At 49.3% G+C, this 12,017-nt stretch carries 12 protein-coding genes; 4 read left to right on the forward strand and 8 right to left on the reverse strand.

Going from position 1 to position 12,017, the window contains the following annotated elements; genetic code table 11:
* The 5 genes from ACMGDE_RS11335 to ACMGDE_RS11355 all read right to left on the reverse strand — a co-directional run bounded on the left by ACMGDE_RS11335 (position 1) and on the right by ACMGDE_RS11355 (position 5,826).
* A complete protein-coding gene (locus tag ACMGDE_RS11335; RefSeq protein WP_436832896.1) occupies positions 1 to 1,536 on the reverse strand; it encodes a hypothetical protein in 1,536 nt (511 codons plus the stop codon).
* Positions 1,537 to 1,844: 308 nt separating this feature from the next.
* Complete coding sequence (locus ACMGDE_RS11340) at positions 1,845 to 4,541, reverse strand: zinc-dependent metalloprotease (RefSeq protein WP_436832897.1); 2,697 nt, start codon at positions 4,539 to 4,541, stop codon at positions 1,845 to 1,847.
* 205 nt (positions 4,542 to 4,746) lie between these two features.
* On the reverse strand, positions 4,747 to 5,004 hold the full coding sequence (locus ACMGDE_RS11345) for a Txe/YoeB family addiction module toxin (RefSeq protein WP_436832898.1): 258 nt from the start codon (positions 5,002 to 5,004) through the stop codon (positions 4,747 to 4,749).
* Positions 5,005 to 5,006: 2 nt separating this feature from the next.
* Positions 5,007 to 5,261, reverse strand: coding sequence for a type II toxin-antitoxin system Phd/YefM family antitoxin (locus tag ACMGDE_RS11350; RefSeq protein WP_436832899.1), 255 nt, complete (start codon positions 5,259 to 5,261; stop codon positions 5,007 to 5,009).
* A gap of 61 nt (positions 5,262 to 5,322) precedes the next feature.
* Entirely contained in the window at positions 5,323 to 5,826 is a 504-nt protein-coding gene (locus ACMGDE_RS11355; RefSeq protein WP_436832900.1) for a hypothetical protein, read from the reverse strand.
* A 36-nt stretch (positions 5,827 to 5,862) separates the two neighbouring features.
* On the opposite strand from ACMGDE_RS11355, the gene ACMGDE_RS11360 reads away from it, so the two are divergent.
* Positions 5,863 to 6,717: a transglutaminase-like domain-containing protein gene (locus tag ACMGDE_RS11360; protein WP_436832901.1), complete on the forward strand. Its 855-nt coding sequence runs from the start codon at positions 5,863 to 5,865 to the stop codon at positions 6,715 to 6,717.
* A 4-nt stretch (positions 6,718 to 6,721) separates the two neighbouring features.
* On the opposite strand, the gene ACMGDE_RS11365 is transcribed toward ACMGDE_RS11360, so the two are convergent.
* Complete coding sequence (locus tag ACMGDE_RS11365; RefSeq protein ID WP_436832902.1) at positions 6,722 to 7,771, reverse strand: PQQ-dependent sugar dehydrogenase family protein; 1,050 nt, start codon at positions 7,769 to 7,771, stop codon at positions 6,722 to 6,724.
* A 45-nt stretch (positions 7,772 to 7,816) separates the two neighbouring features.
* Positions 7,817 to 8,686 (reverse strand): pirin family protein, encoded by an 870-nt coding sequence (locus ACMGDE_RS11370; protein ID WP_436832903.1) that lies wholly within the window; start codon positions 8,684 to 8,686, stop codon positions 7,817 to 7,819.
* A gap of 136 nt (positions 8,687 to 8,822) precedes the next feature.
* Between ACMGDE_RS11370 and ACMGDE_RS11375 the strand changes: the two genes are divergently transcribed.
* The gene (locus tag ACMGDE_RS11375; RefSeq protein WP_436832904.1) at positions 8,823 to 9,500 is read left to right on the forward strand and encodes an epoxyqueuosine reductase QueH; all 678 of its coding nucleotides are present in this window, start codon (positions 8,823 to 8,825) and stop codon (positions 9,498 to 9,500) included.
* Here ACMGDE_RS11375 and ACMGDE_RS11380 read toward each other — a convergent pair.
* Positions 9,481 to 10,332, reverse strand: a complete 852-nt coding sequence (locus tag ACMGDE_RS11380; RefSeq protein ID WP_436832905.1) for a dienelactone hydrolase family protein — start codon at positions 10,330 to 10,332, stop codon at positions 9,481 to 9,483. The two genes, ACMGDE_RS11375 and ACMGDE_RS11380, sit on opposite strands and share 20 nt — an antisense overlap.
* A gap of 482 nt (positions 10,333 to 10,814) precedes the next feature.
* On the opposite strand from ACMGDE_RS11380, the gene ACMGDE_RS11385 reads away from it, so the two are divergent.
* Together ACMGDE_RS11385 and ACMGDE_RS11390 are read left to right on the forward strand one after the other, a co-directional pair.
* Positions 10,815 to 11,024, forward strand: a complete 210-nt coding sequence (locus ACMGDE_RS11385) for a hypothetical protein (protein ID WP_436832906.1) — start codon at positions 10,815 to 10,817, stop codon at positions 11,022 to 11,024.
* Positions 11,025 to 11,274: 250 nt separating this feature from the next.
* Positions 11,275 to 12,015 carry a GLPGLI family protein gene (locus tag ACMGDE_RS11390; protein ID WP_436832907.1) on the forward strand — a complete coding sequence of 247 codons (741 nt, stop codon included), beginning with the start codon at positions 11,275 to 11,277 and terminating at the stop codon, positions 12,013 to 12,015.
* Positions 12,016 to 12,017: the final 2 nt, after the last annotated feature.

The following is a 12,017-nucleotide window of genomic DNA, read 5'->3' on the forward strand; positions in this document are numbered from 1 at the left end:
CTAGAACACTTCCTCGGTTTCACTCCCCCAATCCGTATTGAGGTTGACGGTAAAACCACTGATATTGCCCGACTGCCCAAGCAAACGGCCCCGCAATAGTAGCCGCACATTGTTTGCAATGTTGTGCGAGAGCGTTACCGTGTTTAGTACACTTCCACCTTCGCCATAGGCCGTCAACTCGTAGCTCACGGCTTTCGGGTCACCCACTATTCCCAGGAATTGATGGAAAGCGATCCGGTAGTCTTCGACATCAGCGAGGTTTTCAAAGGAAATCTCCTGCTCATCGGCCAACGGCGACGATGCCGGTGCACCGAAGGGTATATAAAGGTAGTTCTCATGCGATCGGGTTACCGTTATTTTCTTTACGCCCAGCAGATCACGCGCGATATCGGTGAAATCAAATTCGACCAAACTGTAACATCTTTCCAAGGTGATCGACTCATCCACATCGTCGGCACCCACCTCAAGATTCGGTAATAGCGAAGCATACGCCATTGCTTGATGATCATCGAAACGTTGGCCAAAGAAAAACTCATCCGCATGGGTCAAGGTCTCTGGCAGCAGCATCCCTTTGTCAGACCGATAAGCCAAGAATAGGATATCATAGGCGCCCTCTTCCAGCAGCATGTCTAATGCCCCATCCTCCCCCAGATCGGCCAGCGGCAGTGCCTCCTCTTTCACCAGCGCACCGTTTTCAGATGAGAAAATATAATAATGCAGTGTGCTGGGCGTTGATGGATCGCCTCCTCCCCCTTCGGTGTTATATACCCCCGAAAGACGGATGTTGTCAAGCTTCGCCACACCGGTGCTCGCATTGTAATTGCCGGCGCCCTCACGATCGCCCGGCAGGAAGTCCAATTTGATCTTTAGCAAATTGATACCGATGAATTCGGGAAAAGTGCTGATGTCAAACGAATACGGATTGCGAGATTGCGCGCCCATATTTTCAAATTGATTAGCTTCACTAAGTACTTGATAGGTGACACCGTTATCAACGGAATAGGAAAGCTGGAAATCCTTCGGCCCGGTGTCTGAACTGCTCACATCGAACGCGAAACTCGTTAGTGATGCAATGCCAACCAATGGCAAGCTGATTTCCATAGACGATGTGTTTTTAATACTTACCGCACGACCGGCCTCATGGGGCGCCAACGCAAACCCCGTCCCGAATGTCTGATCAACTCCTTCACCCTCAAACACAATCCACGCCCCCATCTCATCCACCGCGATATCGGGCACTAAGGTTTCATCATTGAACGACCAATAATACAGGTATTGCGGCTCCACACCAGGCTCCAAGCCCTTCAATGCTTGGATACCCCGGCCAGTAGGATCAAAGCCCAGCCGAGATATGCCCTGCGCGTCGGGAATCGGTGTAATTTCGGATTCAAAACCCGACACCTTGAAGGTTACCTGACGTGCCTCTTTAATCGGGGCTACTGGAAGTTCCGGAATATCCCGCTTACATCCGCCGGATACGGCAATGGCGCAAGCACCGCACAGCAGTGCAACAGCATGAATTTGTAAAGATTTCATAAATCATATGGTTAGATGGTAAACAAATGCAAAGCCGGCGCCCTGCCTTCATTGCTTACATCCAATAACTACACATGATTCCCTTTCAAGCGTTTAGGTGGCAGAAGCTTAAGTATCATCTCGAATATGCAATTTTTATTATTTCGCAGCAAATGACAACGGAAATGTGAAACGATCTTTACAATGCTGTAAAAAAGAATAATAATTAAGAAATGAGACTTTCTATTAATTGATTGATCTATAATTTTAAAAAAATCCCGCCCGCACCTTTCGGCGCGGGCGGAACACATTCATCAGCTAAAAAGCGCTTATGACTTATCCACCGACAGTGCTTTATCAATCAGGAAAACCAAATTTTTACGGTGGGCAGCGGTTTGGATATCCGCGCCGGTTGCACCTCCTTCCAATTTGGTCTTGAGATCCATCAACGCGGCCAATGCCGCCGCCTTGCTGGCATAGTCGTAACCGGTTTCAGCCTTGAGGATACCACTCAATGCCGACACATAATCGGTCTGCAAATTCTGGCGAACCAAGTTGACGCTTCCACCTAAGTCGGCATCGAAAATATTGGCTGTTAAATCCTGCATCACTTCAGCCACCGGATACGTATTGCCATATAACGTGCTGTTGTTGACGCGCGACAAGGTGGTGGGGTGCAAGATATGCGACAAGGTACTCACCTGCAGCGACCGGAACGTATTTTGCGGCTTGTAGTCTTCTGTGCCGCTGAAGAAGTTGAAGCCCCTGCGCTGCGGCTGCAAATAAGGGAACAATGAATAGTCATCTTTGAACGCATCAGGCGCAAAGATGTATTTCCCCAACAGCTCCATGGCTTTCTTCTGCAATTCTACAGGTACCGGCGTATAGGGGTTCGCATCGGTCTCCTGTCCGACAAAACTACGGTCTACATATACGCCGCCGATATAGCGGCTGATCGCCGCGGCCATGCTGGACCGCTGACCATTCAACTGGCTATACCGCTGGAGCAGTTCCTGATAGCTCTGGTCAGGCTTGCTGAAGCGTGCTTTCAGTTTCGGCATCATGTCGTTGACCAATAAGAAGCGTTCTTCCCCGTAGGCCATCATATCATTGGAATGATCATTCACATTCACCCGTGGGTCGATGGCCTTGCCCGGACTGCGCATGTCATCGGCATCGTTGCCGAAGGCCAGCTTCGGATCGGTGCTCCGGCTCAGTATCTTATTCAATCCCTTCTCTTCCTCCGCAGCTGAAAACGGTGCGTAACCGTATTCAATGGCCCAGATGTCATACGGACCGGCCTTGGTCGTATAGTAATCGCCCTGCTTGCTCCGATCGCGGCTCACATTGATGGCCGGATAATCCATCACCGATCCTTGCAATCCGATTTTATGCGTAATCTTGGTATCGTGCAGCTGCTCAGGGCTCAGCATCTGGCTCGCCCGCATATTGTGGTTCAGCCCCAGCGTGTGGCCCATCTCGTGCATGATCAGGTAGTAGAGAAACTGCTTATGCATCTCCTTTACCGTCTCTGCTTTTCCGGACTCACCAAGTCCGGCATCCAACGTCTCCACCACGGCGATGCCCGTTTGATACTGCATGCTTAGCTCGTTGGCCAGGTTGCAGAACGCCGTGCGGTTCACCTGCGAATGGTGCACATATTCGGCCTGGGCAACGGCCTGTTCCGGATGCTCCCAGGGCAGGGACATTAGGGTAGTCTTCCCTCCATTGAACAAATCATCCATAACCGGTGTTCCGGCGCCCGACTTCCATTCCACGGTAATGTCCGCACCCAAGATCTGCCCCGTCAGCGGGTTGAAGAAACTCGGCCCGATCGCCCCATAGCCCGGACTGCTGGACGACTTCCATCGGATCACGTTGTAAGCGATATCTGCCGGATCCCAATCGGCATCATCCGGCATCTCTTTCATCACCACCGCATTTTTGAAGCCTGCGGCCTCAAACGCCTCATTCCATTTCTCTCCGGCTTCCTTGATGATGGGCCGGTACTCCAATGGCGTCGTATTTTCTATCCAGAAGACAATCGGCTCTACCGGTTCGCTGACCTTAGCGTTCGGGTCTTTCTTTTCCAAGTACCAGCGGCTGATAAAATCGCGGTAAGGGGTAGGTGATATCGAGGTTAGGTCATCCACCTGCGCACCGAAATAGCCAACTCGTGGATCATCCCGTCGAGGGCGGTAGTTGTTTTGCGGCACTTCCAGAAATGAATGCTGCATCCGCACGGTTACATACCGAGCGTCCGTAATGTCCTTGCCACCCCCGTTCATCGGATTCGGATTGTCATAGGCCAGCCGCACCACCACATCCGTATTTCGGGGAAACGATCGCACCGTGTCATAGCTCGACTTGCCGGTATTCAGATTACCAAGGTTGAACATCGCTCCAGGAGGCATCCCCGGAGGCATCGTGGGCTTTACCTGATCCAGTTTGTCGCTCACAAACAAGGCATCCACCGGAATCAGGTACCCCGCGCTGTCCGAAGCGGCAATCTTTTCCGAGTAGAAGATGGCATCCAAGACATCCGCATTGGCCGCCTTGCTTACCGGATTATTCGGATCGTAATAAAAGGCCGTATTCTTCCGTAAAAATTCGATCCGGTCGTTGTTCTTCCGAACACTGAACAGCCAAGTATCCCGGATCATGTTCTCATTCAAAAACAGGGCAGTGGGTCCTCCCATCGAAAAGCTTTGGTAGATGAAATCTTTATCCAGTTGCTCCTTTTTCAAATAAAGCTGCAAACCCGCCGTAGCCGTATCGCGGTAGAGGGTGAACAATCCGTCGATCTTCTTACTCGACTTTACTTTCTCCGTGATAGAAGGCTTTTCGGGCTTCTTCTTCACCGAATCTGCCGCGGCCTTCTTGGTGCTGTCGGGCGGCACCACGTTGGTCGTGTCCGGTTGTTTCTTGGGCAAGGTATCTTGCAGCGCATGGGTTCCTGCATGGGTAGAAGCAGGCATCGCCGCGAATAAGCCACTCGCGACAATTAAGGTCAATAAATACTTCATAAGGTTTGGATCATAATATTATTCATGTAAGGTTTTGGGGGTTAAACTCCCCGTGGTTGTAAGACGCCAAAAACCAATGCAAGTTACACAGGCATCGGGTAAAATACACCGCTGACAATCGTAACTTATATGTTACAAATAGAAAATATCCGCACATATGAGCCAAAAAGCAGCAACGCGGTGATACACGGGTATGCAGCAGGTATTACGAATAGTGGAACCGACATTGTAAAATATGCAAGCGCCCGTCGCGCAATGCATATACCAACCGGTGTTCATCAGTGATCCTACGGCTCCAAAAGCCGGATAAGTTCCCCTTTAGCGGCTCAGGTTTCCCGATACCATTGAATGGATCGCGCAACACATCCTTAATAAGGTCATTGATGCGCTTTAGCACTCGCTTATCCTGTGATTGCCAATAAAGGTAATCCTCCCAGGCCCTTGACTGCCAAACCAACTCCACGGCTACTCTTCTATAAGCGGATGGGCGGCGTATTTGCCTCCATTCATTTCATCGATGGCTTCAGCTAAGCGATGGCGGTTGGCTGGCGTGCCCATCAAATACATGGTTTCCTGTATGCCGTTGTATTCTTCCAGATCCATCACCACGACACTTTTTCCTTTGGTTCGGGAAACAATGACAATTTCACGGTCCTCATTCACCACGTTCAGATTACTCTTAAGGTTATTTCGGAAATCGGAATAATTAACAACTTTCATTGAATACTTATTTACGTACAAAAATACGTACAAAAACCGGAACAACCAAATTCCCTTAAATTCAGTGCCTGATCTTAAAATCCTCCTTAGCCTGGCCCTTGTGAAAGAATGCCAATCCTGCATGGAATAGGTTTACCGTGACCGTCACCTGCGGTTTGGTCTGGATGGCGCGCCACAGCCGTTTCATCTCCGCATTGCGGTAAATGCCCTCGACCAGCAGCACGCTGCCCGGATGAAACGTTGGCCAAAGCCGGTCAAGTTCGTGGCGTATGCATGCTGCATCGCTGCCATCGGCAATGACAAAATCCACCGGTGCCTCCGGTAGCGCAGCGCCCAGTTCATATACGTGCTGCGGCTTAAAACGATCTATGAGCCTCATCGTCAATCGCTTTACCTTGTCCGCTGGCTCACCCACCTGCCGTTTAGCATAGAGGACCTCATCCACCAAACGGTATATGAAAGGTGAATGGGTGCCATGCCGAGTATTGGACGACAAGAGATGAGTGAGGCGATCGATGTAAAAACGCAGCGCATACACACGGGCAAAGCTAACAGAAATTAGCACTTGTGAAAAAATACAATTTTATTTAAGTTTGTCATAATGAACGAGCGTGAGATAGATTCGTTGATCAAGTTACTCGACGATCCGGATACGGAAGTGTTCCGGCATGTGGAGCAGAAGCTGATTACGTTCGGTCCCGAGGTCATCTCACGGTTAGAATCGGTATGGGAGCAGTCTTTCGATGTCATGTTACAGACCCGTATCGAAAATCTAATTCACAAAATTCAGTTCGAAGATGTGCTGCAGGAACTGGAGCTCTGGAAATTGAGCGGTTCATTTGATTTGCTCCAGGGGCTGATCATTGTCAATAAATATCAATATCCCGACCTGAATGAACAGAAAATCATCAACCAGATTGAAACGATCAAGCGGGATGCCTGGCTGGAGATGATCTACAGCATGAGTGCCGTAGAAAAAGTACGGCTGCTCAACAACATCATCTATAACGTCCACGGTTTTTCGGGCAATACCAGCAATTACCATGATCCGCAGAACTCATACATCGGCCAGGTACTGGAAACCCGCCGCGGCAATCCCATCTTGTTGGCGTGCGTTTACAGTATTGTGGCTCAAAAGCTGGACATACCCATCTATGGGGTAAACCTGCCTAAGCACTTCATCTTGGCTTATACAGAAGATCATATGCCTGTAGAGAACAAGCACGGCATCCTGTTTTATGTCAACGCGTTCAACCGGGGTCAGATTTTCGGGCGTCATGATGTTGTCGCGTTCCTCAAGCAACTCAACCTCTCCCCCAGCGACAATTTTGTGTTGCCTTGCAGCAACCTGGATATCATCACCCGTGTATTGCGCAACCTGGTCACTTCCTATTCCCAAGCGGGCAGTGCCGCCAAAACGGATGAAATAAACCGGATGCTGGAAATACTCAATTAAATAATTATTGCACGACACCCCTCGCATCCAGGGAGATGCTGAATGGCACCCGGTTGTCAAAGAAAATCGTGGCTTCAGGTGCTATGTTGCCCTCGTCACTTAGCTTAAACCGGGAGACCGTTCTCGCGGACTGGTCAGCCACATAGATCGTACGTTTAGTTGCCCGTGGGTCGATGGCGACATCGATAGGCCCGGTTAAGCCGGTCGACATCCCAGTGATCACGCGTGTGGGTGTCACCGTCACGTTAGGCTGCTTGAGGTATTCCTTAATGCCTTCAACAATATATACTTTGCCGAGCGACCCTTCGGTTCCGAAATCTGCCAGTACCATCACATCCAGCGAATCCACGAATGCGAAACCCCGTATGCTGGAAGCGCCCGCAATCCGGACGGTCGAAATAGGCTGGAAGTCGGCCTCCAACGAGTCCGTTTGTGTTACGTCTCCATACAATAAAACACCTCCGTCCGTTCCCGAGTTTGACACCAAAAGACTATCGTTCCACAGCATCACCCCCCAAGGACGTACGGCCGACCCCAAGCGCAGATCTTTGTCGGGCACCTCATAGCCATTACTGTTCTGAGGTCGAAGGAAACCGAAAATCCGGGTAGGAGACACATTATTAGCCACATATAGCATATTCGAACTCGGATGATAGGCCAATCCACGCATTTGCGTGAGCATGCCATTGCCGATGGTGGCTGCCGAGCCCAATTGCCCCAAGGTGCCAACCGTCAGGGCGTGAATCGTCGTATCCCCCTTACCGGCCTGAAACACCAGCCCGGCAAACGGATTAAAATGAATTCCCTGCCCGCCTATGGCACCGGAATCGTAATTATACGAGGTATCGATTTCTGCTGCTGAGGTATCTGCCCGATCAATCACGGCAATATTGGCAATTGGATCTCCCACCTGACCAGCGTTGTAGCTCTCAAACGACACATACAGGCGCGATATCGGCCGCGTAGGTATTACCGGCTCGTCATCACTGCGCATGCAACCACCGAAGGCCAGCAACAGACCCACCATTACGAATAAACCAAATGACTTCTTCATTCAACAGGTTTTGGGCAAAGTTATGAAATATAACGTTATGAAATATTACGATGGCAGTGGCACAAACTCCGTTTCGCCAGACACCGGGTCAAACCGCTGCTCCCGCCAGCGCTGCTTTGCCGCCTCGATCTTCTCGCGGCTGGAGGACACAAAATTCCAATAGATGAACCGCTCTTCCGGGAATGGTTCTCCTCCAAAGATGTAAATGCTGGTATCCGCATGGATGGTAAACGAACACAGCTTAGCCTCCTTGGCCACCAAAATCTGCTTTGGCGCGTACGTATGCCCATCGCTTTCAATACTTCCCTTGAGGATATACAAGCCCGATTCTCCGAATAATTCGGTGCCGATATGCAGTTGCTGGTCGGTAGCACTGTGTATCTCTAGAAAAAACTGCTTGCTGTATACAGGCACGGGCGAACGCCTGCCGAATGCCTCACCGGCAATGAGCCGGAAGGATACATCGCCGTCTTCCCAATAGGGGATATCCTTGGCCTCCACATGATGGAACGATGGCTCCATGTCTTCCAACTCTTTCGGCATGGCCACCCAGATCTGCAAGCCGTGAAACGATTTGTCCGAATGGCGCAGATATTCGGGGGTCCGCTCGGAGTGCACCACCCCCCGTCCGGCGGTCATCCAGTTGACCGCTCCGGGGTGTATCTCGATCTCCGTACCCAAGCTGTCGCGGTGCATCATGCTCCCCTCAAACAGGTAGGTCAGCGTAGACAGGCCGATGTGCGGGTGAGGAGCCACGTCAATATTCTCCCGGTCGCTCATCTTGGCAGGCCCCATGTGATCGATGAAAATGTAGGGGCCCACCGTCCGCTTGCCGCGGAAAGGCAATAGCCGGCCAACCATGAAGTTGCCGATATCCGCCGGCCGTTCCTCGATGATCATTCCAACGTTTGACATGGTATGAGAAGTTTTTGAATAATGGGACGCACACAAATATAACGATTAAACCCGAAAAATGAGTCTTCAAACCCCTGCGCTTGCAACAATCCGCTATTATCCTTAATATTGCAGCTTCAAACTAGGGGTTAAGAAGATGGATAACACTGTATTAAAACGTGAAAAGCTGGAACTACCCAACGGCGAGAGCAAGCTGCTGCTGCACTCCTGCTGCGCACCCTGCTCCGGCGAGGTCATGGAAGCGATGATTGCCTCCGATATCGATTTCACGATCTACTTCTACAACCCCAACATCCATCCCCGTAAGGAATACGACCTGCGCAAGGATGAGAACATCAAGTTTGCTGAAAAGCATAACATTCCTTTCGTTGATGCCGACTATGACGTAGACGACTGGTTTGCCCGTGCTAAAGGCATGGAACACGAGCCCGAACGCGGGATTCGCTGTACCATGTGCTTCGACATGCGTTTTGAGCGCACCGCGCTGTACGCTTACGAAAACGGCTTCCCCGTCATCACCAGTTCACTGGGCATCTCGCGGTGGAAAAATTTCGAGCAGATCAACGATTGCGGCATCCGCGCTGCCGGGCATTACCCGGGCATCTCCTACTGGACTTTCAATTGGCGCAAAAAGGGCGGTTCCTCCCGCATGCTCGAAATCAGCAAACGCGAGCAATTCTACATGCAGGAATATTGCGGCTGCGCCTACTCCCTGCGCGACACGAATCACTGGCGGCTCCAGAACGGCCGTGAGCGGATCGAGATCGGCAAGAATTATTATGGCGACGAGGGCACTACCCCAGCTTGCTCCTGAAGAAATCAATTGTCCGCTGCCAAGCCAGTTTCGCTGCGGCCTCATCGTATCGTGTAGGTGACGTATCATTGTTGAATGCATGATTCACCCCGTCGTATACAAACAACTGATAGTCGACCCCATTGGCCTTCAATGCCTCTTCATACGCCGGAATGCCCGCATTGATACGCTCATCTAAACCCGCATAATGCAACATCAGACTCGCCTTGATTTTGGGCACATCGGCGACATTCGGCTGGCTACCGTAGTAGGCCACGGACGCCTGCAATTGCGGGTCGTTGACCGCGAGCCGGCCGGCCATGGCTCCGCCCCAGCAAAAGCCCACACAGCCCACCTTGCCATTACTTCCATCCACGGTGCGCAGGTAGTCGAGCCCCTTCAGATAATTCTGGATGTTTTTCTCCATATCCAGCTTGCCGATGAGTTCCCTTCCCTTATCCTCATCGGAGGGTGTACCGCCGAAAGGCGACAGGGCATCTACCCCTAAGGCAATGAAACCTTCGGCTGCCACGCGTTTGGTCACATCGACAGTATGGGGGTTCAGTCCACGGTTTTCATGGATGACGACCGCGGCCCCGATACCGGATTTGCCTTTGGGCCTGGCCAATACGGCCTTGACGTCGCCATCCACGCCCGGATAGGTGATGTTTTCGAAGGTAATATCGTCACTTTCAAACGGGGTCGCTGCGGCATAGTTATTCTGCAACAGGGGCAATAGGGCGGTAGCGGCGGCTGTACTTCCCGCAAGCATGACCAGCTTTTTCATAAACGTCGCCCGGGTAATCTGGCTGTGCGTATACTGGTCGTAGAGGTTAATGATCTTCTGGTTCATAATCTAATGTATTGAGCGTTTATGCTAAGTTAGGGTAAAATCGTGTGTTTTTCAAACAACCAACACCCTATTTGCTTCTGCCTTTTTCCTGCCCATGTTCTCCCATCCCGCGTGCCGTACGCGTGCCGCATGCGGCGTGTACGTTACCTTTTCCCGCATACAGCCCGCATACGTCCCGATAAATTCACGGGGGATGGGAGAAGAATGGCAGAAGAAAGGGTGGAGAAAGGGTGGAGAATGTAGAGAAACGGACTCCATTCACTCCTTCGCCACCGCCAATGCCGCAGAATAGTCAGGGTCTTATGAAAATTGACGAATATTAATCAGTCCGCTATTCCCGTCGTTCAAAGACATTCTAGGAAACTATCTACGGAACACACCTGTAACTGATATCAATTTTCAAAATTTATTTCATAAAATTTGGACTTACAGTTATTTTAGTTTAGTTTAGTGATATTAATTAACCAACTAAATTTAAAGTTATGAAAAAGTTACTTACAATTGTTACTGCAGTTTGGACAATTTTGGCTGTATCATCATCTTCCAATTCTGCAGTTGCGCAGCAGGTTGAAGTATCATGCGAAGATGCCGCAAATGAAATTTATGATTATTACATAGACGAGGAATATGGCCATGATTATGCATATGCTAAAGCAATGAATTATTTGATAACGTGCGAAATACTTAATTGACGATTCAGGACAATAGGTACGTATAACATATAAACATAAACAAATCGGGTTGAAAATTTAACTTACTGGTAATATACGTTTTAAATTGTATTCAACTTTAACGAAAGGGAATACCAAAATTACTTGACAATTAACGAGTGGTATGAGTATTTTCACTAAAGGGTTGGTTATATGATTTAAGCGAACTATATTACTAAGTGATATTGGTATGTGTATAAAGATATATTCTAAGTAATCCCTTTCTATTTCTATGATTCGTTTTCATTTCGTTCTAATTATATTACTGGTTTATTCTTTCGGTTATGGCCAACAGAATAACGGTCTTGTAAAATATGAGATATGGCTTGTAGAAAACAAATTGATTGAGGACGAAATAAAACAGAATGTCCGTTTGCCAATGATACTCGAAAAACTTACGTTTTCTTTGGCATTTACCAATTCACGAGCCGCATTTAACCTTGATGAGAACAGGCAAATAGATCAACGGGATTTGCAGGAGGTCAGTCCTTTCTTTGTAGGGGTTTCCACAGACAAGTATTTTTGGCAGGATAAGGATGCTGCTTATCATACCATGAACGCTGCCCCATTTATGGATGGGAATTATCTGTTGGTGGACTCCTTTGAAAATGGCTGGCACACCGGATGGGAAATTACGGGAGAAAGCAAGGAAATCGCTGGATACAAATGTTTTAAAGCAACCCGATATAACCTCAGTTGGGATCTTAAGGGGGAAGAGCGAAGATTTCCAGTGACTGCATGGTTTTGCCCTGAGTTGCCATTTTCATTCGGACCTCTAAAATATGGAGGGCTTCCGGGGTTAATATTAGAATTACAAACCCATTTGACGGTGTTCGGTGCCAAATCCATTGTGCTGCGAAACGATATTAAAATCCCCGAAATGCCAACATTTGAAGAAATTTCCGAGAAATCGTATTATAAGAAGTTCGATGATAAAATGAGGGAAATAAGAAAAAGAAGACAAAAGCAATAATC

The organism is Parapedobacter brassicae, from assembly GCF_051400755.1.
Taxonomy (GTDB): Bacteria; Bacteroidota; Bacteroidia; order Sphingobacteriales; family Sphingobacteriaceae; genus Parapedobacter.

Coding starts and splice junctions, on each gene's coding strand:
- ACMGDE_RS11350 (WP_436832899.1), bottom strand. CDS start 5,261: ATGAAAGTTGTTAATTATTCCGATTTCCGAAATAACCTTAAGAGTAAT.
- ACMGDE_RS11360 (WP_436832901.1), top strand. CDS start 5,863: ATGAACGAGCGTGAGATAGATTCGTTGATCAAGTTACTCGACGATCCG.
- ACMGDE_RS11385 (WP_436832906.1), top strand. CDS start 10,815: ATGAAAAAGTTACTTACAATTGTTACTGCAGTTTGGACAATTTTGGCT.
- ACMGDE_RS11370 (WP_436832903.1), bottom strand. CDS start 8,686: ATGTCAAACGTTGGAATGATCATCGAGGAACGGCCGGCGGATATCGGC.
- ACMGDE_RS11335 (WP_436832896.1), bottom strand. CDS start 1,536: ATGAAATCTTTACAAATTCATGCTGTTGCACTGCTGTGCGGTGCTTGC.
- ACMGDE_RS11380 (WP_436832905.1), bottom strand. CDS start 10,332: ATGAACCAGAAGATCATTAACCTCTACGACCAGTATACGCACAGCCAG.
- ACMGDE_RS11365 (WP_436832902.1), bottom strand. CDS start 7,771: ATGAAGAAGTCATTTGGTTTATTCGTAATGGTGGGTCTGTTGCTGGCC.
- ACMGDE_RS11375 (WP_436832904.1), top strand. CDS start 8,823: ATGGATAACACTGTATTAAAACGTGAAAAGCTGGAACTACCCAACGGC.
- ACMGDE_RS11390 (WP_436832907.1), top strand. CDS start 11,275: ATGATTCGTTTTCATTTCGTTCTAATTATATTACTGGTTTATTCTTTC.
- ACMGDE_RS11340 (WP_436832897.1), bottom strand. CDS start 4,541: ATGAAGTATTTATTGACCTTAATTGTCGCGAGTGGCTTATTCGCGGCG.